This window comes from Streptomyces sp. NPDC058326 (genome assembly GCF_042879855.1).
GTDB lineage: Bacteria > Actinomycetota > Actinomycetes > Streptomycetales > Streptomycetaceae > Streptomyces.
This window is the reverse complement of the sequence record NZ_JBHVZO010000013.1, coordinates 17072-42083: the sequence shown is the minus strand read 5'-3', so window position 1 is coordinate 42083 and position 25012 is coordinate 17072. Positions and strand designations below refer to the sequence as shown.

Annotated in this window: 22 protein-coding genes, 2 pseudogenes and 1 riboswitch; of the genes and pseudogenes, 6 read left to right on the top strand and 18 right to left on the bottom strand. The window is 74.5% G+C overall.

The annotated features are described in order from the left end of the window. Positions 1 to 4: 4 nt before the first annotated feature. Positions 5 to 229: pseudogene (locus ACFVYX_RS23220) on the bottom strand (DUF6058 family natural product biosynthesis protein); the annotation flags it as partial. A 90-nt stretch (positions 230 to 319) separates the two neighbouring features. Beyond that, on the bottom strand, positions 320 to 1639 hold the full coding sequence (locus tag ACFVYX_RS23215; RefSeq protein WP_389683346.1) for a D-alanyl-D-alanine carboxypeptidase family protein: 1320 nt from the start codon (positions 1637 to 1639) through the stop codon (positions 320 to 322). A gap of 345 nt (positions 1640 to 1984) precedes the next feature. Between ACFVYX_RS23215 and ACFVYX_RS23210 the strand changes: the two genes are divergently transcribed. Further along, a complete protein-coding gene (locus ACFVYX_RS23210) occupies positions 1985 to 3925 on the top strand; it encodes an NAD-binding protein (protein WP_389683515.1) in 1941 nt (646 codons plus the stop codon). After that, positions 3916 to 4217: pseudogene (locus tag ACFVYX_RS23205) on the top strand (cytochrome P450); the annotation flags it as partial. The gene ACFVYX_RS23210 and the pseudogene ACFVYX_RS23205, both read left to right, overlap by 10 nt. A 33-nt stretch (positions 4218 to 4250) precedes the next feature. Here the strand turns inward: ACFVYX_RS23205 and ACFVYX_RS23200 are convergent. The 5 genes from ACFVYX_RS23200 to ACFVYX_RS23180 form a co-directional block, all read right to left on the bottom strand. Beyond that, positions 4251 to 4496: a hypothetical protein gene (locus ACFVYX_RS23200; protein ID WP_389683345.1), complete on the bottom strand. Its 246-nt coding sequence runs from the start codon at positions 4494 to 4496 to the stop codon at positions 4251 to 4253. A 62-nt stretch (positions 4497 to 4558) separates the two neighbouring features. Continuing rightward, on the bottom strand, positions 4559 to 5035 hold the full coding sequence (locus ACFVYX_RS23195) for an NUDIX domain-containing protein (RefSeq protein WP_389683344.1): 477 nt from the start codon (positions 5033 to 5035) through the stop codon (positions 4559 to 4561). 158 nt (positions 5036 to 5193) lie between these two features. After that, positions 5194 to 6402 (bottom strand): FAD-dependent oxidoreductase, encoded by a 1209-nt coding sequence (locus ACFVYX_RS23190; protein WP_389683343.1) that lies wholly within the window; start codon positions 6400 to 6402, stop codon positions 5194 to 5196. Continuing rightward, positions 6399 to 7817: an FAD-dependent oxidoreductase gene (locus ACFVYX_RS23185; protein ID WP_389683342.1), complete on the bottom strand. Its 1419-nt coding sequence runs from the start codon at positions 7815 to 7817 to the stop codon at positions 6399 to 6401. The genes ACFVYX_RS23190 and ACFVYX_RS23185 overlap by 4 nt, the downstream gene beginning before the upstream one ends. Then, positions 7814 to 9391: an FGGY family carbohydrate kinase gene (locus tag ACFVYX_RS23180; protein ID WP_389683341.1), complete on the bottom strand. Its 1578-nt coding sequence runs from the start codon at positions 9389 to 9391 to the stop codon at positions 7814 to 7816. Before ACFVYX_RS23180 ends, ACFVYX_RS23185 begins: the two co-directional genes overlap by 4 nt. Before the next feature lie 303 nt (positions 9392 to 9694). Here ACFVYX_RS23180 and ACFVYX_RS23175 point away from each other — a divergent pair, with 303 nt between their 5' ends. Together ACFVYX_RS23175 and ACFVYX_RS23170 are read left to right on the top strand one after the other, a co-directional pair. After that, a complete protein-coding gene (locus tag ACFVYX_RS23175; protein ID WP_389683340.1) occupies positions 9695 to 10669 on the top strand; it encodes a hypothetical protein in 975 nt (324 codons plus the stop codon). Between the two features lie 112 nt (positions 10670 to 10781). Then, positions 10782 to 12317, top strand: a complete 1536-nt coding sequence (locus ACFVYX_RS23170; protein ID WP_389683339.1) for an amino acid permease — start codon at positions 10782 to 10784, stop codon at positions 12315 to 12317. A 142-nt stretch (positions 12318 to 12459) separates the two neighbouring features. On the opposite strand, the gene ACFVYX_RS23165 is transcribed toward ACFVYX_RS23170, so the two are convergent. Beyond that, positions 12460 to 13212: a GntR family transcriptional regulator gene (locus ACFVYX_RS23165; RefSeq protein WP_389683338.1), complete on the bottom strand. Its 753-nt coding sequence runs from the start codon at positions 13210 to 13212 to the stop codon at positions 12460 to 12462. A gap of 184 nt (positions 13213 to 13396) precedes the next feature. Here ACFVYX_RS23165 and ACFVYX_RS23160 point away from each other — a divergent pair, with 184 nt between their 5' ends. Further along, positions 13397 to 14737 (top strand): DUF2252 domain-containing protein, encoded by a 1341-nt coding sequence (locus tag ACFVYX_RS23160; RefSeq protein ID WP_389683337.1) that lies wholly within the window; start codon positions 13397 to 13399, stop codon positions 14735 to 14737. 49 nt (positions 14738 to 14786) lie between these two features. On the opposite strand, the gene ACFVYX_RS23155 is transcribed toward ACFVYX_RS23160, so the two are convergent. Further along, entirely contained in the window at positions 14787 to 16178 is a 1392-nt protein-coding gene (locus ACFVYX_RS23155; RefSeq protein ID WP_389683336.1) for an NAD(P)/FAD-dependent oxidoreductase, read from the bottom strand. Between the two features lie 201 nt (positions 16179 to 16379). On the opposite strand from ACFVYX_RS23155, the gene ACFVYX_RS23150 reads away from it, so the two are divergent. Continuing rightward, the gene (locus tag ACFVYX_RS23150) at positions 16380 to 16766 is read left to right on the top strand and encodes an ATP-binding protein (protein WP_389683335.1); all 387 of its coding nucleotides are present in this window, start codon (positions 16380 to 16382) and stop codon (positions 16764 to 16766) included. 31 nt (positions 16767 to 16797) lie between these two features. Here ACFVYX_RS23150 and ACFVYX_RS23145 read toward each other — a convergent pair whose 3' ends face one another. The 9 genes from ACFVYX_RS23145 to dhaK all read right to left on the bottom strand — a co-directional run bounded on the left by ACFVYX_RS23145 (position 16798) and on the right by dhaK (position 24936). Beyond that, positions 16798 to 17334, bottom strand: coding sequence for a PadR family transcriptional regulator (locus ACFVYX_RS23145; RefSeq protein ID WP_389683334.1), 537 nt, complete (start codon positions 17332 to 17334; stop codon positions 16798 to 16800). 85 nt (positions 17335 to 17419) lie between these two features. Then, positions 17420 to 19435, bottom strand: coding sequence for an FAD-dependent oxidoreductase (locus ACFVYX_RS23140; RefSeq protein ID WP_389683333.1), 2016 nt, complete (start codon positions 19433 to 19435; stop codon positions 17420 to 17422). Positions 19436 to 19585: 150 nt separating this feature from the next. Then, the gene (locus ACFVYX_RS23135; protein ID WP_389683332.1) at positions 19586 to 20479 is read right to left on the bottom strand and encodes an energy-coupling factor ABC transporter ATP-binding protein; all 894 of its coding nucleotides are present in this window, start codon (positions 20477 to 20479) and stop codon (positions 19586 to 19588) included. Further along, on the bottom strand, positions 20476 to 21225 hold the full coding sequence (gene cbiQ, locus ACFVYX_RS23130) for a cobalt ECF transporter T component CbiQ (protein ID WP_389683331.1): 750 nt from the start codon (positions 21223 to 21225) through the stop codon (positions 20476 to 20478). Before cbiQ ends, ACFVYX_RS23135 begins: the two co-directional genes overlap by 4 nt. 6 nt (positions 21226 to 21231) lie before the next feature. Continuing rightward, on the bottom strand, positions 21232 to 21729 hold the full coding sequence (locus tag ACFVYX_RS23125) for an energy-coupling factor ABC transporter substrate-binding protein (protein WP_389683330.1): 498 nt from the start codon (positions 21727 to 21729) through the stop codon (positions 21232 to 21234). Then, positions 21726 to 22424 (bottom strand): energy-coupling factor ABC transporter permease, encoded by a 699-nt coding sequence (locus tag ACFVYX_RS23120; RefSeq protein WP_389683329.1) that lies wholly within the window; start codon positions 22422 to 22424, stop codon positions 21726 to 21728. Before ACFVYX_RS23120 ends, ACFVYX_RS23125 begins: the two co-directional genes overlap by 4 nt. Before the next feature lie 28 nt (positions 22425 to 22452). Further along, a riboswitch (cobalamin riboswitch) is annotated at positions 22453 to 22687 on the bottom strand. 172 nt (positions 22688 to 22859) lie between these two features. Then, positions 22860 to 23300, bottom strand: a complete 441-nt coding sequence (locus ACFVYX_RS23115) for a PTS-dependent dihydroxyacetone kinase phosphotransferase subunit DhaM (RefSeq protein ID WP_389683328.1) — start codon at positions 23298 to 23300, stop codon at positions 22860 to 22862. Next, complete coding sequence (gene dhaL / locus ACFVYX_RS23110) at positions 23297 to 23917, bottom strand: dihydroxyacetone kinase subunit DhaL (protein ID WP_389683327.1); 621 nt, start codon at positions 23915 to 23917, stop codon at positions 23297 to 23299. Before dhaL ends, ACFVYX_RS23115 begins: the two co-directional genes overlap by 4 nt. Before the next feature lie 26 nt (positions 23918 to 23943). Further along, positions 23944 to 24936, bottom strand: coding sequence for a dihydroxyacetone kinase subunit DhaK (gene dhaK / locus ACFVYX_RS23105; RefSeq protein WP_389683326.1), 993 nt, complete (start codon positions 24934 to 24936; stop codon positions 23944 to 23946). Positions 24937 to 25012: the final 76 nt, after the last annotated feature.

Here is a 25012-nt window from a genome sequence, read left to right as displayed (position 1 = left end):
GAGGTCAGGCGGCCCGGCGGTCCATCGGTGGCTGCCCGGGCGGCGGGGCGGCCCGGGGGCACGCCGCCGGGCCGCCGTACGGGAACAGGGCCCACGGCGCGTCCACGCACCTGTCCCGCGAGGTCGGGCCGCCGAAGCGCAGACGGTCGTCGTCCGTGAACGCCGGTTCCAGGGCGTCGAGCTCGTCCACGCGCGCGTGGAGCGTGGCGCGCCACTCCGGGGAGGGATCCGGCCCGGCCGCCAGGGCCTCGGACGGTCGCCGTTCGCCTCACGGAACCGCTCGGTGACCCGCCGCGCCGGCGTCCGGCCCGGCATCGCGTCACTCCGCCCGGCGGGCCGCCCTGCGCCGGTGGCCCCACAGGGCGACGGCCGCCGCGCAGGCCGAGCCGACCAGGGTCAGCGGAAGGCCGGCCGAGGCGGCGGTGGACTCGCCCGCCGGGTCCTCGCCGGCAGCGACGGCCGCCTCCGCCCCGGCCCGGGGCGCCGCCCGCACGTCCGGCTCCGCGGCCCTCCCGCCGCGGGCTGCCGCCACCGCCCGCTCGCCGGAAGCCCTCTTCGCCTCCTTCGCCTCCTTCGCCTCCGTCCGTACGGGAAGCAGCGAGCCCACCGGCCGCACCCGCCCCGCCGCCTCGAAGCCCCAGTCGAGGAGTTCCCGCGCCTCCTCGTAGACGGCGAGCCCGCCGCCGCCCTGGGGGTTCATCACCGTGACGACCAGGGTCCGGTCGCCGCGCCGGGCCGCCGAGATCAACGTGTTGCCCGCGTGGCTCGTGTAGCCGTTCTTGATCCCGATGAGCCCCGGGTAGCGGGCCACGCCGTCCGCGCCCGTAAGCAGCCGGTTGGTGTTGGCGATGCCGTACGACCAGGAGCCCGCCGGGAAGTCCGCGTACGCCGTCGAGCAGTACCGGGTGAACGCCGGGTCCTGGAGCCCGGCCCGGCCGAACACCGCCAGGTCGTACGCCGAGGACACCTGGCCCGGGGCGTCGTAGCCATCCGGGGACACCACGTGCGTGTCCAGGGCGCCCAAGGACCTGGCCTTCTCCTGCATCTGGCGGGCCGTCGCCTCCCAGCCGCCGTTCATCGCGGCCAGGACGTGCACCGCGTCGTTCCCCGAGCTGAGGAACACGCCGTTCCAAAGGTCGGAGACCTTGTACGTGTACCCCTCCTTCACCCCGACCAGGCTGCTGCCGTCCCCGATCCCGGCCAGCTCGGAATCGGCCACGACGTGCTGCTCGGACGGGTCGTGGCGGGGGAGCGCGGTCAGGGCGAACAGTGCCTTGAGAGTGCTGGCCGGCGGCAGCTTGCGGTGCGCGTTCCGCGCGGCGAGCACCTCGCCCGACGACGCGTCCGCCACCACCCACGACAGCGCCGAGACCGACGGGACGGCGGGCGCGCCCGCCAGCCGCTCCACCTGCGTGCCCTTCCGGTCGAGCCGCGCTCGGTCGACGTACTGCCGCGCCGGTGGCGTGGGTTCTCCGACCGCACCGGCCGGGGAGTCCCGCAGGACGGAGGACGCCGCTGTCACGGAGGTGACGGACTCGGCCGGGGTGAGTGGGGACGCGGCGGCCGCCGGAACGGGCAGTACGAACAGCACCGCCGCGGTACCGGCGGCGGCATGACGGACAGCTGACGTGACGATCATTCAGCCACCGTAGGAAGCAGGAGCGGGACGCGCAGATCGGAGTGCGCCGACCGGGGGAGCGGGCGTGGCGTACGGTGGCGCGTCGTGAGTCCGCCCGGGTGGTACGCCCACCGTCGGCCCGCTGTCGGTGCCGCAGGGCATGCTGGTGACGTGCCCTCACACCCGTATCAGAGCAGCGCGGTTCCGGCCGGAACCGCCGGAGCGCCCCCCGTCGAGCAGACCTCCCGGACCGTCCCCGGCCCCGCCAGGCCCCCGGGGAGCACCGGCGGCGCACCCGGCGGCGGCTTCTCCGCCGCGCCTGCCCTCAGGTCCGACCGGCAGTCCGGCCGGGGCCCGGCCGGGCACATGATCGTCTGCGGGGACGACGCCCTCGCCCACCGGCTGGCGGGCGAGCTGCACGAGGTCTACGGCGAGCGGGTCACCCTCCTGGTGCCGCAGCGGCCGGACGCCCCGCGCACGCCCACCGCCCGGGCGGGCCGGGCGATGGCCCTCTTCGGGCGGGTCACCGCCGCCGTCACCCGTACGACTGCCGGCGCCACCTCCGCCCAGGCCCCCACCGAGGGGGCCGGCGCGGACGGCGAACCCACCGGCGCCCTCCGGGTTGTCGAAGCGGCGGAGGCCGACGACCGGGCCCTCACGGACGCCGGGGTGGAGCGGGCCGCCGCGCTCGCCCTCGTCCACGAGGACGACGAGACCAACATCCGGGCCGCACTCACCGCCCGCCGCCTCAACCCCCGGCTGCGCCTGGTCATCCGCCTCTACAACCGCAAACTCGGACAACACCTCGAAACCCTCCTCGACCAGGCCGCCGCCGTCGTCGAACCGGGCCTCGACCCCGAGAAGCTCGACGCCGCCACCACGGTCCTCTCCGACGTCGACACCGCGGCTCCCGGCCTCGCCGCGGCCGCCGTCGCGGGCACCAGCAAGGTGGTCCAGGCGGGCGGTCTGCTGCTGCACGCCGTCGAGCGGCTGCCCGCCGAGGGCGAGGCGCCCGATCCCGGCCTGTGCACGCTCGCCCTGCTCTCCGCCACGGCCGGCGACCCGGCGGGCTGCGAGGGCTCCGAGCGCAGCGGCGACGAGGGGCCCCGGCTGCTGCCCGACGACCGGACGGTGGCCGCCGCCACCGGCCGCGCCGCCGTCACCCTCGAAGCGGTCACGGCGGCGGGACCGGCCCTGTCGCCCGGCCGCCTCGCCGCCTCCGCGCTGCCCGTCGCCTCCCTCTTCTCCCGGCGGCTGCGCTGGTCCCTGGCCGGAGCGGCCGCCGCCGTCCTCGGGCTCGCGCTCGCCTCCACCCTCACCACCGGCGACCACCCGCTGCACGCCGCCTATCTGACGCTGCTCGACATCTTCGCCATCGGCGATCCGGCCGTCGGGGAGCCGACCGGCCGACAGGTCCTCCAGATCCTCGCGGGGTTCGTGGGACTGCTCCTGCTGCCGGTGATCGTCGCCGCCGTCATCGAAGGCCTCGGCACCTTCCGCACGGCGACCACCCTGCGCCGTCCTCCCCGGGGGCTTTCCGGGCACGTCGTCCTCCTCGGACTCGGCAAGGTCGGCACCCGCGTCCTCGCCCGGCTGCGCAGGCTCGGCATCCCCGTGGTGTGCGTCGAGTCCGACCCGGAGGCCCGTGGCATCGCCGTCGCCCGGCGGCTGCGCGTTCCCACCGTGATCGGCGACGTCACCGAGGAGGGCGTCCTGGAGGCCGCCCGGATCCACCGCGCCCACGCCCTCCTCGCCCTGACCAGCGTCGACATCACCAACCTCGAGGCAGCCCTCTCCGCCCGCGCCGTCACCCCGGACCTGCGGGTCGTCCTGCGCCTGTACGACGACGACTTCGCCACCGCCGTCTTCCGCACCCTGCGTACCGCCCACCCCGCGGCCCTCACCCGCAGCCGCAGCGTCTCCCACCTCGCCGCGCCCGCCTTCGCCGGCGCCATGCTGGGCCGACAGGTGCTCGGCGCCGTCCCGGTCGAGCGCCGGGTCCTCCTCTTCGCCGCTGTGGACGTCGCGGACCACCCGCTCCTGGACGGACTCACGGTGGCCGACGCCTTCCACGCGGGCGCCTGGCGGGTCATCGCCCTGGACGGCGCTGCCACGTCCTCCGGGTCGGCCACCGACCGGGGCCAGGGCTGGCGTCTGCGGCCCGAGCGCGTCCTCGGACCGGGGGACCGGGTCGTCGTGGCCGCCACCCGCCGCGGCCTGGCCGAACTCCTCGGCAGGGGCGGGGCCGCCACCGCGCCCGGGGAGGCCGGCGCCCCGCACAACTCCGCCCGCCCGGACCGGGGGTGACCCCGGTCCTCGCCGGATACTCCGCCGCGGGCCGGGACACGAAGGCCCGCGGCCCGGACGCCGACCGCTTCGACCTCACCCGCGCCGGGGCGCCGAAGCACCTCTCGCTCGGCCACGGCCCCACTGCTGCCTCGGCGCGCCGCCGGCCCGGATGGAGGCGGCCATCGCCCTGGAAGCGCTCTTCACCGGCCTCCCCGACCTGGACCCGGCCGCGCCGGAGACCGAGCTCCCCCGCCACGCCGGCTTCGTCGGCAACAGCGTCCGGACGCTCCCCGTCCGGCCGGGCGGCTGACGGAACCACGGCGCGTGCGGGGCAACAGTCGTCTCAGCCGGCCCGCCCCCACGCGGTCGCGGGGGAGGCCCGCAGGGACGAGACGAGCCGCAGCAGCCGGTCCTCGTTCCCCGCGAGGCCCGCGGCGCGGAGCGCCTCGTCCGCCTCGGCCATCGGATTCGTGAGCATCACCCCCGCGTACGGGGCGAGCTGTGGATCGGTCAGCACGGCCTGGGTGGATTCGAGCAGCCGCAGGTACGCCTGGGCGGCCGCGCGCTCGCTTGCGGTGAACGTGGTCATGTCGGGCTCCCTCTCGACAGTTCGGCGCTGACCACCCTCTCGTACGGGTCTGACAATCGGGCTCAGCCCCGCCCGCCGAGGTGTGCCACGAGCCGTTCGAGGAAGACCCGCTGGCCCGCCACGAGCAGCGGAGCGGCCGCCTCGGGCGTGAACCAGCCCACCCGGTCGATCTCCGGGAACTCGGCCTGGACACCGGACCGGGGAGGCCACTCCACGGTGAAGGTGCCGGGTACGACCCTGCCGGGGTCGAGCGTGCCCTCGACCGCCCAGACGGTGACGAGCTTTCCGTTGCGCTGCCGGGACTCGCCGAGGTCGAACCACTCGCCCCCGGGGGCCGGAAGCCCCAGTTCCTCCTGGAACTCGCGGCGCGCCGCCGCCTCCGGAGCCTCGTCCGGCTCGTACTCCCCTTTGGGGATCGACCAGGCCGCCTGCTCACGGGACGCCCAGAAGGGCCCGCCCATATGACCGATGAGGACCTCGACGCCGCCGTCCGTCGTACGGCGGAAGACCAGAAGACCCGCGCTGCGCTTGTCCGGCATGCCGCCCAGTGTCGCCGAAGGTCCGGTCGCCACGGCAGCGGCGCGCGCCGCCGGACTCGCACGCTCCCGATGCCCCACGCGCCGGCCCGGGCCCCCGTACGCCCGGCTTTCGTACGCCCGGCCGCCGTACGCCGGGCCCCCGTACGTCCGCCCCCGTCTCACGCCTCCGCGCTGACGACCACCGGTCCGCCTTCGAGGTCCACGCCGCTCGTCCAGTGCGGCGGGAGCCGTACCGAACGCCAGGGAGCGAGCGACCCGCTCAGCCGTTCCCGGCGCAGCGGGGCGCCGTCCTGAGCGACGGTCACCACAGGACGTACGAGCGGGCGCTCCGCCCGGACAAGGAGGGGAACCGCCGCCTCCGCGCCGAGGAGGCCGGGCGTCACCCACCGCAGCGGTCCCGCCGTCACCACCGGCACCCCGGCCGGGGGCCAGGGACCTCCGTCGAGCCGCTCCCGTACGGCGGCCGCCACCGCCCGGCCCTCCGCGGCGGCCACCGGCGCCGGTTCCACCCCGCGCAGGACGTTGCCGACCGCGAAGACGCCCGGCTCGGCGGTGCGGAACGCGCCGTCCGTCACCGGCCCCCGGGTGCCCGGGGCGAGCGGCAGGCCGCGGGCGCGGGCCAGTTCGTGGTCCGGGATCCAGTCGCCGGTGAAGACCACGGTGTCACACCGCAGCGTGCCCGTACGGCCGTCCCGGTCCCGGATCGCGACCCCGCTCAGCCGGCCGCGCCCGAGGAGCTCCGTCACGACGGCGCCGCCGACCACCGGAACGGCCCCGAACGCGGCCCGGCGACCGGCGTCTTCCGTCACGACGGCGACCACGTCCACCCCGGCCGTACGCAGTGTCCGCACGGCGGCGCGGGCCACGGGGTCACCGCCGACGACCACCGCCCGCCGCCCGATGTGCTCCCGCCGCGCGCCGAAGCGGAGGACCGTCCGCTGGAGTTCGCCCGTGGTCAGCACCCCGGCGGGCCGCGAACCCGGTACGAGCCGGGCGCTGCGGGGCCGTTCGCGTGCCCCGGTCGCGAGGACGACCGCGCGGGCCCTGACACGTTCGAGCCCGGTCGGGGCGGTGAGGTCGAGGGTGAGCGGCCCCGACCAGCCGGTCGCCGACACGCCCGTACGGACGGTGGCCCCGGCCCGCAGTGCCGCCCGCACCGCACGCCGCGCGTAGCCCGGACCGTCGAGGGGGCGTCCGAGGGCGTCCACGCCGAATCCCGTACGGGCGCAGTGCCGAGGGGTCCCGCCCGCGGCCTCCTCCCGCTCCAGCACCTCGACGCGGCCCGCTCCCGTCGCCGCGAGCCGGGCGGCCGCGGCGAGCCCGGCGGGTCCCGCGCCCACCACGAGGACGTCGACCGTACGGTTCACCGGGCACCCTTCCCGTACTCCTCGAACAGGGCCCGTACCTCGGCGCCGCAGGCATGGCCCTGGCAGCGGCCGCCACGCGCGCGCGTGCGGCGGCGCAGCCCGTCGAGGCCCCCGGGCGGGATCGTCGAGGTGAGCGCCGCCCGGATCTCGCCGCGGGTGACCCGCTCGCAGTGGCAGACGATCGCACCGAACGCGGGCTCCCGGGCGATGAGCCGGGCGTCGCGGTACGGGCGGGCGAAGGCCTCGCCGAGGTTCGGCATCCGGAGCCGGGCGAGCGGCCGCTCGGGGCCCGGGTCGAGCCCGCAGTCGGCGAGCAGCCCGAGCACGTGCTCGGCGATGGCCAGGGAGGCGGTGAGTCCGGTGGACCGGATCCCGCCCACCGTGACGTACCGCAGAGCGGGGTGGGCGGCGATCCGGTAGTCGTCCTGCCCGGTGGCGGCCCGCAGTCCCGCGTAGACGGCCGTGACCTCCTCGTCGAGGAGGGCCGGGAGGATCCGGCCGCCCTGCTCGCGCAGGCCGGCGAGCCCCTCCGCCGTCGTGCCGGTGGCGGTCTTGTCGTCCAGGTCCTCGGCGGTGGGCCCGAGCATGACGTTTCCGTACACCGTCGGCGCGATGAGCACCCCCTTGCCGAGGGGGCCGGGTACGGGCAGCAGGATGTGCCGTACCAGGTCGCGGGCGAACTTGTCGAAGACGAGCAGCTGGCCGCGGCGCGGCGTGACAATGAAGTCCTCGCGGCCGAGCAGCGCGTCGAAGGCGTCGGCGTGGAGTCCGCAGGCGTTGACGAGGTGACGGGTCCGCAGGACCCCGCGCCGGGTCACCAGGCGGTGGTACGGATCGCCCGCACGCACCTTCTCCACCCGGCAGTTCAGATGCAGGGCCACCCCGGAACGGACGGCCTGGGTGGCGTACGCGAGGGTGGTCGTCCACGGGCAGATCACCGACTCGCCCGGCACGTCGAGCGCGGCGAGCGCCCCCTGGCCCAGGTGGGGTTCCCTGGCGTGGAGTTCGGCGGCGGAGAGCAGCCGGGTCGTGCGGTGGCCGTTGCGCGCGGCCTTCTCCGCGAGGCGGGGGAGAGTGGCGCGCTGCCCCTCGTCCCAGGCGACGAGCAGGGCGCCGAGCGGCTCCACGGGTATGCCGGTCTCCCGTGCGTACGCCGAGAGCAGCCGGTGGCCGTCACGGACGAGGCGCGCCTCCAGGGTGCCGGGGACGGCGTCGAAACCGGTGTGCAGGATGGCCGTGTTGGCCTTCGAGGTGCCGTCGCCGACGTCGTTCGCGGCCTCCACGAGCGCGACCCGCAGCGGGTGGCGTGCGAGCGCCCGGGCGATGGCGGCGCCGACGACACCGGCGCCGACGACCACGACGTCGTACGCCGCGTCGTCACCGGTGGGGAGGGGGCCGCTGCGGGTGACGCTCATACGGAGCCGGAGCCGGAGCCGGAGCCGGAGCCGGAGCCGGAGCCGGAGCCGTCGGTGCCGGCAGGAGTGCCGGCGGAGGTGCCGGCGGAGGTGCCGATCGAGCTGCCGGCCGGGCTTCCCGCGGCGTCCGGATCCGCCCCCGCCCGCTCGACCAGCGCCGCCACCTCGGTACGGAACCGGGCGAGCCGCGTGGCGGCCTCGTCACCCGAGATGCGGGGCTCGTACACCGCCGAGGGCTTCCACTCCGGCACGGCCTCGCGGAGCGTGAGCCCCGGGTCGTGTCCGAGCCGGGCCACCGCGCCCACCCCGAGCGCCGTCGCGTCGGGCAGGGAGGAGACCTCCACCGGCAGTTGAAGCAGGTCCGCCTGGGTCTGCATGAGCAGCGCGGACCGCGTGAGCCCGCCGTCCGCGCGCAGCGAGGTCAGCGGCGCGCCCCGGTCGGCGGCGACGGCCGCGGCGAGCTCGACGACCTGCGCGGCGATGCCCTCGCACAGCGCGCGCACCAGATGTCCCGGTGTGGTGTCGAGGCCGAGGCCGGTGAGCGAGCCCCGGACGTCGCCCCGCCACCAGGGCGCGGCGAGCCCGGCGAGCGCGGGGACGAAGGTGACCCCGCCGCTGTCCGGTACCCCGCCGCCGACGGAGTCGATCTCCGCCGCCCCCGCGATGACGCCGAGGTCGGTGAGCCATCGCACCGCCGAGGCGACCGTGTACACCTGCCCGTCCAGGCAGTGGGTGACTTGTCCGCCGAGCCGCCAGGCGACACAGCTGACCAGGCCGGAGGCGGCGCGCCGTGGCTCCGGTCCGGTCTGGGCGAGGAGGAAGGCGCCCGTGCCGTACGTGCACTTGGCGGCGGCCGGGTCGTCGGCGCTCTGGGCGAGCAGGGCCGCCTGCTGGTCGACCAGCAGGCCGGTGAGCGGCAGCGGCGGGCCGAAGGCGCGGGTGGTGCCGACGGGCGTGTCGCAGTCGACGACCTGGGGGAGCCGTTCGCCGTCGAGGCCGTAGAGGCCGAGGGCGGTCTTCGACCAGGCGACCGTGTCGAGGTCGAGGAGTCCGGTCCGTCCCGCGGTCGCCGCGTCGGTGACGAAGGCGCCGGTGAGCCGGTGGACGAGCCAGGCGTCGCTGGTGGTGACGGTGCCGGCGCGGGTGGCGTGGCGGCGGATCCAGGCCATCTTCGGTGCGGCGAAGTACGGGTCCACCGGAAGCCCCGTGAGGTGGCGCAGCCGGTCCGCGTGGGCGTCGAGTCCGGCGCAGACTCCGGCCGCCCTGCGGTCCTGCCACACGAGGGCGTCGGTGAGCGGTTCGCCGGTGGCGGGGTCCCAGGCGAGGACGGTCTCGCCCTGGTTGGCGAGACCCACGGCGACGACGGGTGTGCCCGCCTCGGCGAGCGCGGTCCGTCCGGCGGCCACCACGGAGTCGTACAGCTCACGCGGGTCGACCTCGACCAGGCCGCCCGGCAGGTGGCGGGGCCGTACCGGTGCCGTTCCGCTGCCGATGACTCCGCGCTCGGGACAGAGGACGAGTGCCTTGGTGCCCGAGGTTCCCTGGTCGACGGCGAGTACCGGGCCGCCCGTCATCGTGCTGCTCCTGTCCCTGGACCGTTCCGTGACCGGACGATCACGGAAAAGGGTCAGAGTGCCGCCACGGCGGCCCTCCGTCAAGCCTCCGCGGGAGACCCCGTCAGGTCCCGCGACCCTACCTGATGGTAGGTCAAATTCGGTCGCTGGCCGAATAGTTACGGTCACAGAGGAAAGTGGACCGGTCGCATCCAGTGCCCTCTATAGTGATCGCCGATCACGGCCGGGACGCCCGCCGGGGGACTGACCACCCCCCTCCATCCACTGAGGACCCATGTCATCCACACCACGACGCACGCCCTGATGGCCGGACACGGCTTCCGGCCCGTCTACCACCCCGCGGGCCACGACCACGCCCTGCGCAACGCCGTCCAGGACTTGCGCACCGGCCGCTGGGTGGCGATGGCCCGGCTCCTCGGCGAGACGGCCGACTGGGACGCCTGGACCCGCCGCACCCAGGTTCTCGCCGCGGTCGCCGCCGGCACCGACGTCGTCCACACGTGGCGCGCCGAGCAGCCCGGAAGCCCCGCCGCCGGCATCATGCACAGCCGCGTCACCGTCGAACGGGCCGTACGCGCCCACCGGGCGGGCCACACCCGCACCAGGGAGCTCTGGCAGGAGGCCTGGACCGCCTGCCGCGAGGCCGCCGACCTGGCACCCGCGGACCCCGTGCCCTGGGTGGGCCTGATCGCCCTCGCCGCCCTCGACGAACACCAGCGCATGGCCGAACACCGGCTCTCGCCGCCGGGCCCCATGCTGCCGCCCGGGCCCTGGGGTCTGCTCGCCGAGGTGGAGAAGCGCGACCCGCACAACCGCGAAGCGCACCACCGCATGCTCCAGTTCGTCTACGGCCGGCGCCCCGGACCGCTCTCCGAGGCCGTCAACTACGCCCACTGGGCGGCCTCCTCCGCGCCCGTCGGCTCCGCCCTGCACGCCCTCCCGCTCTACGTACGCGTCGAGCGCTACCGGCGCGAACGCGGCCACGAACGCGCCCTCGACCTCCACTGGGTCGCCGAGGACGCCGTACGGGACGCCGGGCACGCCCTCGACACCTGGTTCCTCTTCTGCGACACCGACGAGGCCTCCCTGCTCGACCTCAACCACCTGGCGCACGCCCTCTACGGGGCCCTCCGCTTCACCGACGCCGCCCGGGTCTTCGCGTCGCTCGGCCCGTACTACACGACGCTGCCCTGGGCCTACCGGACTCCGCGTCCGGACGACCGCGTGCTCGCCGAAGAGGTCTTCCTGCGCGCCCGCGCCCGCTGTCTCGGCGGCTGAAACGCCACGGCTCGCGCCCCGAACGGGTCCCCCGCAGAGCCCTGGCAAGCCCCGTGTCCCCCCCCCGTGCCGTCCCCCTTCCCGCTCACCCCCGTCCCCGGAGGAAAACCCCATGTCCCGCACGGACACCCCCACCGACGCGATACGCAAGGCTCCCCCCGCCGCGCAGGACGAGGAGGCGCGGCTGAGAGAGCTCGGCTACCAGCCCGTCCTCGCCCGCCGCATGGGCGGCTTCGGCAACTTCGCGATCAGCTTCTCGGTCATCTCCGTCCTCTCCGGATGCATGACCCTCTACGGCTTCGGCATGGGCACCGGCGGCCCCGCCGTCATGCTGTGGGGCTGGGCCGGCGTCGGCCTGTTCGTGCTGTGCGTGGGCCTCGCCCTCGCCGAGGTCACCAGCGCCTACCCGACCTCCGGCGCCCTCTACTACATGGCGGACCGGCTCGGCGGGCGCCGCTGGGGCTGGTACACCGGCTGGCTGAATCTGCTCGGTCTGCTCGGCGCGATCGCCGGCATCGACTACGGAGCCGCCCTCTTCACCGGAGCCTTCCTCAACCTCCAGTGGGGCTTCGAACCCACCGCGGGCTCCACCTTCCTGATCTTCCTCGCCATCCTGCTGCTCCACGCCGTCCTGAACCTCTTCGGCGTCCGCCTGGTCAGCGTGCTCAACTCGATCAGCGTCTGGTGGCACCTGGCGGGCGTGGCGGTCATCGTCGGCGCCCTCGCGTTCGTCCCCGACCGGCACCAGTCCGTGGAGTTCGTGTTCACCGAGTTCGTCAACGACACCGGCTGGGCCAACCCCTTCTACGTCGCCGCGATCGGCCTGCTCCTCGCCCAGTACACCTTCTCCGGCTACGACGCCTCGGCCCACCTCTCCGAGGAGACCTCCAACGCCTCCGTCTCCGCAGCCAAGGGCATCGTGCGGGCCATCTGGGTCTCCTGGATCGCCGGATTCGCCCTGCTCGCCGGATTGAGCTTCGCGATCCAGGACTACTCCGCCACGCAGAACAGCGCCACCGGCGTCCCGCCCGCCCAGATCTTCCTGGACGCGCTCGGCTCGGGCGGCGCCGCCGCCCTGCTCCTCGTGGTGATCGTCGCCCAGCTCTTCTGCGGCAACGCCGAGGTGGCCGCGGCCAGCCGCATGGTCTTCGCCTTCAGCCGCGACAACGCCCTGCCGGGCTCGTCGATCTGGCGGAAGGTCAGCGGCCGCACCCAGACCCCCGTCCCGGCCGTCTGGCTCGCGGTGGCGGTGGCCGCGCTGCTCGCCGTGCCCTCGCTGTACTCGGCGACGGCCTACGGCGCCGTCACCGCGATCAACGTCATCGGCATCACGCCGGCGTACGCCATCCCGATCTACCTCCGGCTGCGCGCGGGGGACCGGTTCACGCCCGGCCCGTGGAGCCTGGGCCGCTGGAGCAAGCCGATCGGCTGGACCGCCGTCGTCTGGGTGGCGATCGTCACCGTGCTGTTCTGCCTGCCGCAGAAGGCCCCGGTGACGGTGGACACCATGAACTACGCCGTGATCGCGCTCGCCGTCGTCCTCGTCCTGGCCAGCGTCTGGTGGTACGTCGCCCGCCGCTCGTACGGCACGCCGACGGCGTACGGCACGGCGCGCGAGGAGGCGGAGATCGCGGAGGGGATCGTCTGACGGGAAGGGACGGGTCCGGGGCCCCGCTCCGGCGCCGGACTCCCTTTCCGCCCGGCCCGGGCCCCGGACCCGGTCTCAGGCGCCGGACTCCCCTTTCCGCCCGGCCCCTGGCCCGGCCCCGGCCCCGGACGGAAACGCGGCCTCAGGCGCTGAACTCGTACGTCCAGGCCGCCGACTGGGCCGAGAAGTCGATGTCCGTGATCTCCAGGGCGTGACCGTGCTGGTCGCTCACCACCCGGTGGACGACGAGCCGGGCCGAGCCGCCCGCCGTCGTCGTCGCCGGGCCCGGCGGTACGCCGACCGACTCCCGGTGGGTGATCCGCAGCCCCGCCTGGTGCATCCAGTGGTAGAGCAGCCGCAGATCCGGCTGCTGACGGCTGTCCCGGTACCGGCGGTACCGGGACAGCTGGGGGATCTCGGTGAGCGCCGGCCGGGAGAACCACGACACCGCCCGCTGGAGCGCCGCGCCGTGCGGTCCCAGCACGACGTGCCGGTGCACGAGCGTCGGCTCGCCCGGGGCGAGCAGCAGCCGCGGGGCCAGCGGGGTGGGCGGCGGCTCCCAGGTGAGCGAGGCCCGCACCTGCGCGTCGGCCGCGCGGGGCCCGCCCGGGAACGTCGGCCGGCGGGCCGTCAGGGCCGGGACGACCGGCTCGCCCCCTGCCCCGGCGGCCGCGAAGGTGCCGCGCCGGTCGGTGACCACGAGTCTTTCCTCCCGGAGGAGCTGGAGCGCGTTGCGTACGGTCTGCCGGTTCACGTGGTAGCGCTGGGACAGGGATCGTTCCGAAGGGAGCCGGCTGCCGGGGGAGATCCGCCGCTGGGCGAGATCCTCGCGCAGCGCGGCGGCGACCCGGAGATAGAGCGGCGCGTCGGCCGCCTCGTAATCGGGATCGGCCATGATCAGACCCTCTCTTCGCTCAGCGTGACCGCACGGGTCGGGTGCGTGATCCATCTCTATCATTGGTCTAAACCATCTGGCCAGTGCGGTCCGGCAGAGTGGCCGAAACGAGCGGCGCACCTTGTAATGAGGTACCAGGTGACGGGCACGGAACCGCGGCGGCGGAAGAGGCGGGTGAGGCCGGATGACGACACCGTCGGAGCGCGCCGCACGGGGCAGGGCCGCCCGCAAGGGCGTACCCCGCTCCTCCCACGGCCGCTGGATACCCAGCTCCCAGCGCCCCCACCCGATCGACGTGCTGGAACGCCAGTCACAGGACCGGCTGCCCGACCTCGTCCCCCTGCGGTACGGCCGGATGGCGGCCTCGCCCTTCGCCTTCTTCCGCGGCGCCGCGGCCGTCATGGCCGCCGACCTCGCCGCCCAGCGCCACACCGGGCTCACCGTCCAGCTCTGCGGCGACGCCCACCTCCTCAACTTCGGCGTCCACGCCTCACCCGAACGGACGCTGCTCTTCGACGTGAACGACTTCGACGAGACGCTCCCCGGGCCCTTCGAGTGGGACGTCAAACGGCTCGCCGCCAGCGTCGCCGTCGCCGCGCTCCAGAACGGCAGCACCAAGCCGAAGGCCCACCGGGCGGCCCTGGTGGCCGCCGAGTCGTACCGGACGGCCGTGCGCCGCCTCGCGGATCTCGGCGAGCTCGCCGTCTGGTACGAACGGATCGCCGCCGACGACCTCGTCCCCCTCGTACGCGGCGACGACCGTGCCCGCTTCGTGAACCGGCTCGCCCGCGCCCGCCGCCGCACCAGCCTCCAGGCCCTGGCCAAGCTCACCGAGGCCGACGCGAGCGGCGTGCGGCACATCGTCGACGACCCGCCGCTCCTCGAACGCACCACGGACCTCGACCGGGTCACGCTCGGCAAGATCTTCAGCGACTACCGCAGCTCGCTCGCCGAGGAACGACGGATCCTCCTCGACCGCTACCGCTTCCGCGACGCCGCCCGCAAGGTCGTCGGCGTCGGCAGCGTCGGCACCCGCTGCTTCGTCCTCCTCCTCGAAGGGCGGGACGAACACGACCCGCTCATCCTCCAGATCAAGGAAGCCGGCCGGTCCGTCCTCGAGCCCTACCTGGCGCCGAGCGCCTACAGCCACCAGGGCCGCAGGGTCGTCAGCGGCCAGCGCCTCGTCCAGGCGGCCGGCGACATCTTCCTCGGCTGGATGACCGGCCCCGAGGAACGCCACTTCTACTGGCGCCAACTGCGCGACATGAAAGGCTCCGCCGAGGTGGAGACCATGTCCCCGGCCATGCTGCGGCGGTACGCGCGACTCTGCGGCCGCGCCCTGGCCCGCGCACACGCCCGCTCCGGCGACCGCATCGCCATCGCGGCCTACCTCGGCGGCTCGGACGTCTTCGACCGCGGTGTCGCCGACTTCGCCCTCGCCTACGCGGGCCAGAACGCCGACGACTACGCGGCGCTCGGTGCGGCCGTCGCCGCGGGCATGCTGGCCGCGGCACCGGACGCCTGAACCGCTCCACGGCGGGCCCCCGATCAGAGGGCCCCGCGACGTGCGGTGTCTACGCGTCGCGGCGCAGCGGCGGCTCCGCCGGAGTCTCGACGACCGGCCCGAACAGCACCGCCCGCGCCACCGCGGGCGCGAAGAGGCTCGTCAGCGGGGCGGTCAGGGTGAGCGCCGCACGGAACGGCGTCCCCACCACCGGATCGCCCGCCGCCCGCGCCTGCACCCGGCTCAGATACCAGCCGACCGCCTTGTCCATCGGCCCCGTACGGGCCGCGTCGCCGGTCGCGCCGGGCATCTTCTTGTCGGCGCCCGCCGAGATGTCCCAGGCCTGCCGGGACGCGTCGAGCAGCGCCCGCTGCACCTGCCGGGTGGTCGGGGTGCGCCGGGGGTCGGCGAGCGCACGGCGCAGCGCGACCGCGCTGATCGCGGCGACCGCCATCCCCTGCCCGTAGATCGGGTTGAAGGCGCACAGCGCGTCGCCCGTGGCGAGGAATCCGGCCGGACGGCGGCCCGGCCGGTCGTACCGGCGCCGGATGTTGGAGGTCTTGCGGAAGCCGTACACCGGGGACACCGGTTCGGCCCGCGCCAGCCACTCGCTGACCACCGGGTGCGGCAACCGCTTGGCGTACTCCTCGAAGGCGCCTTCCTCCGTCGGCGGTTCGTCGCCGCGCAGCCCGGACAGGGTCACCAGGTGCCGCCCGTCGCCCAGGGGCAGCACGACACCGGCGTACACCTGCGCCGGGTTGGGCACGATGTAGTAGCCCATGGCGTCCGTCCCCGGGTCCCCGGCCGGAGCACGGTAGACCCGGGTGCCGTACGCGAGACCCGTGTCGAGGGTCTCCTCGTGCGGGGCCTCGGCGCCGATGCCCGCCAGCCAGTCCGGGGCCTTCGTGGACCGCCCCGAGGCGTCCACGACCAGATCGGCCGTGAGCGTACGCGGCTGCTTGTCGGCCCCCGCCCCGCGCTCACGCAGCCGTACGCCCCGGACCCGCGAGGAGTCGCCGGTCAGCCCCACCGTCTCCACGCCCTCGACCAGCTCGATGCGCGGGTCGGCGAGCACCCGCTGCCGCACCAGCCACTCCAGCTGAGGGCGCGGGCCCGTGTAGAAGTGCGCCGTCGCGGGCGTACGGCGGAACCAGCGGCCGTTCTGCCACTGGATCATGTCCTCGGGTACGCCCACCTTGGGCGCGCCGAGCTCGCGCAGCTCCTGCATGAACCCCGGAAGCAGCTCGTCGAGCGCCTGCTGCCCGCCCGCGATCAGGACGTGCAGGTGCCGGCCCTGCGGCACGCCCGGCCGGGCCTCCGGCCGCTCGGGAAGGCGGTCGCGCTCGACGACCGTCACCTTCTCCGCGTGCTCGGCCAGCACCCGTGCGGCCAGCAGCCCAGCGAGACTTCCCCCGATGACCACCGCGTGACGTGTCGCACGGCGCCCCAAGTCGTCGGCCATACCCGCCCTTTCGTGTCATGGAACTCCGACGGCCCAGTATCCACGCCGGTGCGCGCCCCGTCGCGTCCCGGCATCCGCACGCCGCCCACCGCCGTACGGTTTCGGCCTGCCTGCCGCGGCGCCGCATGGATGCCGGGCATCCGGGCAGAGGCCAGGACCGAGGCTGTCCGGATCCGAGGAGAGAGAGGAGGAGCGAGCGTGATGGCGGTCTCCCGGCACCACGACCTCAAAGGCCCTGGGGCCGCGGCCCGGGCACGGCTGGAGGTGCACCGTCTCGCCGGTGACGCCCTGCGCGCCGGCCGTCCCCTGCCACCGGCCACCGAGAACGCCGCGGTCCTCGTCGTGAGCGAACTGGTCACCAACGCCATCCGCTACGCCGACGGCGAGTGCACCCTGGACCTCGCCCTGGAGGGGGACGGCATCGGCATCGACGTCCATGACCACAACCCGGATCCGCCGCGCCCGAAGGCGCCGGACCCGGGCAGGGAAGGCGGGTTCGGCCTGGGCATCGTGTCGCGCCTCGTCGACAGCCTGACCGTCCGCAGTGAACCGGACGGCAAGACGGTCCACGCGCACGTGGACCGCTGAGTGACGCTCCGGGCGCGCCCGGCCGTCACTGTCACTCCGTCCCGAGCTCCGCCAGCGCGCTCGTCAGCCACTCCACCCAGAAGCGCTCCATGTCGATCCCACCGCGCAGGACGAGGTGGCGCAGCCGGTCCGGCTCCGACCGGCGCCGTTCCGCCGGGAAGTCGCGCGTCTCGATCGCGAGGTACTCCGCCAGCTGCTCCTGGTGCAGGGCGAGATGGCGGGACAGCTCCGCGTGGAGTCCCGCCGCGCCGACCACGGCGGCCGCCCGCATCCGCAGCAGCAGGGCGGCCCGCATCGGCTTCGGGTCCTCGGACCTGGCGACCCAGGTGGCCAGTTCGGCGCGGCCCGCGGGCAGCACCTCGTACTCCTTGCGCTGTCCCCGCACCGGAACCGGGGCGGGCAGGGCACGGATGTGCCCCGCCTGCTCCAGCCTGCCGAGCTCGCGATAGATCTGCTGGTGCGTGGCCGACCAGAAATAGCCGATCGACTTGTCGAAGCGGCGCGTCAGTTCGAGACCGGAGGACGGTTTCTCGAGCAGCGCGGTCAGGATCGCGTGCGGGAGTGACATGCACGCATCCTAGAAGTGGCCGGACCGACCCCCCGGCCGGTCGGACCGGCCAGGGAGGTCGGACCGGTCGGAACGGTCACGGCGGTCACAGCGTCGCCGCGAGCCGGGTGCCCTGGTCGATGGCCCGCTTGGCGTCCAGCTCCGCGGCGACGTCCGCGCCGCCGATCAGGTGCGCCACGCGGCCCGCCGCCACGAGCTCCTCGTACAGGCCCCGGCGCGGCTCCTGGCCCGCGCAGAGCACGATCGTGTCGACCGGCAGCAGCTGCGCCTCGCCGCCGATCGTGAGGTGCAGGCCCTCGTCGTCGATCCGGTCGTACGAGACGCCCGCGACCATGGCGACGCCCCGGTGCTTGAGCTCGGTGCGGTGGATCCACCCCGTGGTCTTGCCGAGGCCCGCTCCGACCTTGGTCTCCTTGCGCTGGAGCAGGTGCACCTGACGCGGCGGCGCGGCGCGCTCGGGGGCGCGCAGGCCGCCCCGGTTCTCGTACGAGGTGTCCACGCCCCACTGGCGGAAGTACGTCTCGGGGTCCTGGCTCGCGCCCTCGCCGCCGTCCGTCAGGAACTCCGCGACGTCGAAACCGATGCCGCCGGCGCCGATGATCGCGACCCGCTCGCCGACGGGCGCGCCGTCCCGCAGCACGTCCAGGTAGCTGACGACGCTCGGGTGGTCCACGCCGTCGATGGCGGGGGTGCGGGGGGAGACGCCGGTGGCGACGACGACCTCGTCGAAGCCGTCGAGGTCGCCGGCCGTGACCGGAGTGCCGAGGCGCACGTCGACTCCGCGTTCGGCGAGCTGGACGCGGTAATAGCGGAGCGTCTCGTTGAACTCGTCCTTGCCGGGGACCCGCTTGGCGATGTTCAGCTGGCCGCCGATCTCGGCGGCGGCGTCGAAGAGGGTCACGGAGTGGCCGCGTTCGGCTGCCGACACGGCACAGGAGAGGCCTGCCGGGCCCGCGCCGACGACGGCGATCCGCTTGGCGCGGCGGGTGGGGGCGAGGACCAGTTCGGTCTCGTGGCAGGCGCGCGGGTTGACCAGGCAGGAGGTGATCTTCAGGTTGAAGGTGTGGTCGAGGCAGGCCTGGTTGCAGCCGATGCAGGTGTTGATGGTGTCGGCGCGGCCGGCGGCGGCCTTGGCGACGAAGCCGGGGTCGGCGAGGAAGGGGCGGGCCAGCGAGACGAGGTCGGCGCGGCCGTCGGCGAGGATCTCCTCGGCGACCTCGGGGGTGTTGATGCGGTTGCTGGTGACGAGCGGCACGGAGACCGCGCCCATCAGCTTCTTGGTCACCCAGGTGTAGGCGCCGCGCGGCACGGAGGTGGCGATGGTGGGGATGCGGGCCTCGTGCCAGCCGATGCCGGTGTTGATGATGGTGGCGCCGGCGGCCTCGATCTCCTTGGCGAGCCGGACGACCTCCCCCAGGGTGGAGCCGCCGGGGACGAGGTCCAGCATGGAGAGGCGGTAGACGAGGATGAACTCCTCGCCGACGCGCTCGCGGATGCGCCGGACGATCTCCAGCGGGAAGCGGAGGCGGTTCTCGTAGGATCCGCCCCAGCGGTCGGTGCGCTGGTTGGTGGCGGAGGCGATGAACTCGTTGATGAGGTAGCCCTCGGAGCCCATCACCTCGACGCCGTCGTACCCGGCCTCCTTGGCGAGCTCCGCGCACCGGGCATAGTCCTCGACGGTCTGCTCGACCTCGGCGTCGGTCAGCTCGTTCGGTACGAAGGGGCTGATCGGGGCCTTGATCGCGCTGGGCGCGACGAGCGCGGGGTGGTACGCGTACCGGCCGAAGTGCAGGATCTGCATCGCGATCCTGCCGCCTTCGGCGTGCACGGCGTCGGTGATCAGCCGGTGCTCGGCGACCTCGTCCGCGGTGGTGAGCTTGGCGCCGCCGTCCCAGGGCCGGCCGGCGTCGTTGGGCGCGATGCCACCGGTGACGATGAGGCCGACGCCGCCGCGGGCGCGCTCGGCGTAGAAGGCCGCCATACGCTCGAAACCGTGCTCGGTCTCTTCGAGGCCGACGTGCATCGACCCCATGATCACCCGGTTGGGCAGGGTGGTGAACCCGAGGTCGAGCGGGCTCAGCAGATGGGGGTACGGGGTCATGCGGGCGCCTCCTCGCGCAGGATCGTCGCCCTCAGTTGTAGGGGACCCCCTCCCGTTGTGCAACTAGTTGCAGAAGATCTGGGGCGTGATGTCTACTACTCGGTAACGAACGCCGCCGTCCGGGGCCCGAAGCCCGGGGAAGAGAGCCGCTCAGGCCGAGGCGCTGCTTTCCTTCGCCTCCGTCTCCACCCTCGCCCCCATCCACGCGTCCAGGTCCTCCGGCGTCCGCGGCTCCGGCGCGCCGGCCGGGAGCAGACCCCGCGTCCGGAGCAGCCGGGCCACGGCCGTGCCCCAGGGACGCCGCAGCCGGGCCGCGTCGAGCAGCGCGTCGTCGCCGAGCAGCTCGGCCACCGGGCCCGTGCGCAGCCCGGCGGGGGACAGTACCGCCGCCTCGTCCGCCCAGCGCAGCGCCAGATCCACGTCGTGCGTCGCCATGAGCACCGTCGTACCGGTCTCCCGGAGCCGCCGGAGCGCGTCCAGCAGCCGTTCCTGCCCGTGCGGGTCGAGCCCGGCCGTCGGCTCGTCCATGATCAGCACCCGGGGCCGCATCGCCACCGCGCCCGCTATCGCGGCCCGCTTCCGCTGCCCGTAGGACAGCAGATGCGTCGGCCGGTCCGCGAGCGCCGTGATGTCCAGCGCCTCCAGTGCCTCCGCCACCCGCAGCCGTACCTCCTCCTCCGGCAGCCCCAGGTTCATCGGACCGAACGAGACGTCCTGGGCCACCGAGGCGGCGAACAGCTGGTCGTCCGGATCCTGCGTCACCAGCTGCACGATGGTCCGCAGCCGGGTCAGCCCCTTCCGGTCGTACGCCACCTCGGCCCCGTCCAGGAGCAGCGACCCGCTCCCGCACCGGAGCCCGCCGCTCAGCAGCCGCAGCAGCGTCGTCTTGCCGCTGCCGTTGCGGCCGAGCAACGCGACCGCGCGCCCCTCCGCCACCGAGAAGTCCACGCCCGACAGGACCGCGGGCCCGTCCTCGTAGGCGAAGCCCGCGTTCACCAGCTCCACGACGGGGAGCGCGGAGGGCGGAGGCGTCGTAGACGTCACGGCAGGAACCTTTCCAGTACGAGGGTGAGGGCGACGAGGCCCGCGAGCAGCACGCCCGTCGCGGCGAGGAACCGGCGGGAGAGCGCGCACGCGGGCACCAGAACCCGCAGCGTCCCGTCGTACCCCCGCCCCGCGAGCCCCGACTGCAGGCGCTGCGCCCGGTCGAAGGCCCGCACGAACGTGGTCGCGCCGAGACCGGCGAGCGAACGCCAGGTCGCGGCCCGGGTGGTGTGCCCGAGCCGTGCCGCCTGCGCCTGCCGGATCTTGGACAGCGCGTCGAGCAGCAGGAAGATGATCCGGTACATCACGAGCGCGACATCCACCACCGGCGCCGGCACCCCCGCGCGGACCAGCCGGGGCAGGACATCGGAGACCGGCGTGGTGAACGCGAACAGCAGCACCCCGAGCGAGGCCGACGCCGTCCGCAGGAGCAGCTCGACCGCCTGCACCGGACCCCCGGCGGCCGGCGCGACAGGACCACGGTCGCCGCCCACCTCCAGGAGCAGCGGAATCGCGCCCGTCACACAGAACGCGAGGGGAACGCGGAACGCCCGCCACAGCGCCCGGCCCGGCACACCGGCCGGACCGAGCAGCACACCGAGCGTGGCGGCTGCCACGAGCGGCGCGCCCGGCCACGGTGGCAGGGAGACCGCGCAGAGGGTCAGACCGAAGCCGAGCAGCGCCTTCTCGGCGGGGTGACGGCGGCGCCAGCGACTGCTGTGCGCCGCCGCGTCGATCGGCAGCATCGGTGGCTACGCGTCCCGTCCGTCGACGCCCGCGCCCCCGGAGCCGCCCACGCCCCCGCCCTTGGCGCCGCTCCCCATGCCCTGACCGTCGGGGACGCCCGGGGCCGCGCTCTGACCGTCGGGGTTGCCCGGGGCCGTGCTCCGGCCACCCTCCACGCGTCCGGCGGAGACCTCACCCTCTCCGGCGCCCCGCGCGGCCTCCGCCCGCGCCGCCCCCTGCCTGCGGCCTCGCCGCAGCCCGAAGTAGTACGCGAGGACGCCCGCGCCCAGCGCCGCCTGGAGGGAGAACAGCGCGGACTCGATCTCCCCGGACGGCGGCTCGTACAGGGGGCTGAACCACGGTTCGTAGTCCGGCCGGAGCTCCGTGATCGCGGTCTCCGCCTCCGCGTCCGCCCCCGCGAACGGCTCCTCCTTGTGGTCCCCGAGCCCCAGCGCCAGCGGCAGTACCGCAAGCGCCGCGACGACGAACAGCAGCAGGGCGTTGATCTTCGCGTTCCGGCTCATCGCGCGGTCGCCTCCTCGCGTCGCGCCGCCGGGCGTCCACCGAGGACGCCGAGCCGGGTCAGTTCGCCCTTGCTGGACTGCGTCAACAGCCGCATCACGAGCACGGTCAGCAGACCCTCGCTCACGGCCAGAGGGATCTGCGTCAACGCGAAGATCCCCCCGAACTTGGCGAGCGCGCCGGCCACACCGCTCCCCGGGTCGGGGAAGGCGAGCGCCAGCTGCACGCTGGTCACGCAGTACGTGGACAGGTCGGCGACGAACGCCCCGGAGAAGACGGCGACCATCAGGGGCGCACCGGACCGGCGCAGCAGCAGGTACGTCCCGTAGCCGGCCCAGGGGCCGACGATCGCCATCGAGAAGACGTTCGCGCCGAGCGTGGTCAGCCCGCCGTGGGCGAGCAGCAGGGCCTGGAAGAGGAGTGTGATCGTCCCGAGGACCGCCATGATCGGCGGCCGGAACAGGATCGCACCCAGACCGGTACCGGTCGGATGCGAGCAACTACCCGTCACGGACGGCAGCTTGAGCGCCGAGAGGACGAAGGTGAAGGCGCCGGAGGCGCCGAGCAGAAGGGTGGACTCGGGGTTCGACCGTACTTCACGGGTCAGCGCGCGGACCCCGTGGACGACGAACGGCGCGGACGCGACGCCCCAGGCGGCCGCGTGCACAGGGGGCAGATACCCCTCGGCTATATGCATGGTTGGGAGACCCTCTCCAGCACCTCGTGGATGGACAACGCACCCTGGCCGGTCTCCTGGCTGACGGTCATACGTCCGGCTCCGCCTTCCCACACCACGACGGTCTCCCGTCGCGGTCCAGTGGCTTCCCCGGGGGAGTTCCCCGCGGGGGTGGAGCCGGACATCCCGATCACAGTGGCGAGGGCCGCACCGGTACTGCACCGGTTTCCCGTACACCAAGGCGCTGTGACACTAGTGCGTTGACCAGGTGCATCACAACACGGTCGCCACCCGGTGTGACTTCTCGCTCACTGCACCGCAGTTCCTGAGCGCGGCGCGCACGCGCTCCGCGCGGCCGCTCCCGGCGGCCGGGCGTGCGCCCTGCGCGGTCCCTCTCCCGCCGGCGCACGCCTCGGGAAGCCGCTCCTCACCGCCGGGCGTGCGCCCCCCCCGTGGTCACTCCTTCCGGTAGGCGTACGCCTCCGACGCCGCAGCCGCCACCGCGCCGAGGTCCCCGCCCGCGCTCGCCGTGACCAGGGCGGCGACCGCGCCCTCAACGAACGGCGCGTCCAGGAGCCGTGAGTCCTCGGGCAGCTCGTCGCCCTCGGCGAGCAGCGCCTTCACGGTGAGCACGGCGCTCCCCAGGTCGACCAGGATCGCCACTCCGGCGCCCCGGTCCACGGCCTTCGCCGCCTGGCGGATCAGCTCGGAACTCGTCCCCAGGCCACCGTCCGGGGTCCCGCCGGCGGGGGCGATCGGCGCCAGGTCACCGCCGCCGGCGAGCCCGCGGGCCAGCTCGGTCACGGCGGTCGCGACGGCGGCACTGTGCGAGACGAGCACGATGCCGACGGGCGCGGAGCCCCCGGGGGCCGCCGCGCCCCCGGCGGCCGCGCTCATGACGCTCCCTCCGTACGCGCGGTCTCGTCGAGCGCGGCGAACAGCAGCGCCGATGAGGCGGCCCCCGGATCCTGGTGCCCCACGGACCGCTCGCCCAGATAGCTGGCCCTGCCCTTGCGCGCCCGCAGGGGTACGGTCGCGAGGGCGCCCTCCCCGGCGGCGGCGCGGCCCGCCCCGAACGAGGCCCGCAGGCCCTCCACGGCCGGAACGAGCGCGTCCAGCATCGTCTTGTCCCCCACCTGCGCGCCGCCCAGCTGAGACACCGCGGACACACCGGAACCGAGGGCCTCGGCCAGCTGCTCCCTGGTGATCCGCTCGACGTCGCCGAGGGTCTTGCCGGTACGGCGCAGCAGTGTGCCGTACAGCGGTCCCGACGCGCCGCCCACGGTGGAGATCAGCTGCCGTCCGGCGGTGGTGAGCACCGCACCGGGTGTCGCGGGCGGCTCCTTGGCGAGGGTCTCCGTGACGGCGGTGAACCCCCGCCTCAGGTTCGTGCCGTGGTCGGCGTCGCCGATGGCCGAGTCCAGCTCGGTGAGCCGGTCCGCCTCACGGTCGACGGCCCCGGCCACCGCGGCGAGCCAGCGCACCAGGAAGTCCGCGCCGAAGGTCTCCGTCATGCCGGTCCCCTCTCCCATCCCTCGTCTCACCGGCCCCAGCGCAGCGCGGGCGTCTGTACGGGCGCGTCCCACAGGCGGAGGAGCTCCTCGTCCACCTCGCACAGCGTCACCGAGCAGCCGGCCATGTCGAGCGAGGTCACGTAGTTCCCGACGAGGGTACGGGCCACCGGCACCCGCCGCTCGCCGAGCACGCGCTGCACCTCCGCGTTGAATCCGTACAGTTCGAGGAGGGGAGTGGCACCCATGCCGTTCACCAGCGCGATCACGGGCCCGGACGGGCGCAGGTCCTCGACGACGGCGTGGACGGCGAAGTCCGCGATCTCCCGGGAGGTCATCATCGGCCGCCGCTCGCGGCCCGGTTCGCCGTGGATGCCGATGCCCAACTCCAGTTCGCCCGCGGGGAGATCGAATGTGGGGCTGCCCTTCGCGGGGGTGGTGCAGGCGCTCAGGGCCACGCCGAAGGACCGGGAGCGTTCGTTGACCCGGCGGGCGATGGCCTCCACCCGCTCCAGGGACGCACCCTCCTCGGCGGCGGCGCCCGCGATCTTCTCCACGAAGAGCGTGCCGCCGGTCCCACGCCGGCCCGCCGTGTACAGGCTGTCCGTGACGGCGACGTCGTCGTCGACGAGGACCTTGGCGACCTGGATGCCCTCGTCCTCGGCGAGCTCCGCCGCCATCTCGAAGTTGAGCACGTCCCCGGTGTAGTTCTTGACGACGAACAGCACACCGGCCCCGCTGTCGACGGCAGCCGCGGCCCGTACCATCTGGTCGGGCACGGGAGAGGTGAACACCTCGCCGGGACAGGCGGCCGCCAGCATCCCGGGCCCCACGAACCCCCCGTGCAAGGGCTCGTGCCCGGAGCCGCCACCGGACACCAGTGCGACCTTCCCCCCCACGGGCGCGTCCCGCCGCATCACGACCCGCCGCTCCACGTCCACGGTGAGCTCGGGATGAGCGGCCGCCATCCCGCGCAGCGCGTCGGCGACGACGGTCTCGGGAACGTTGATGAGCATCTTCAACGGTGTCTCCTCGGGAAGCTGGCGGAGGGCCCACGAGCTGGGTTTTCGCAGTTCATTGCTGGTGCGCGTGGTCCAC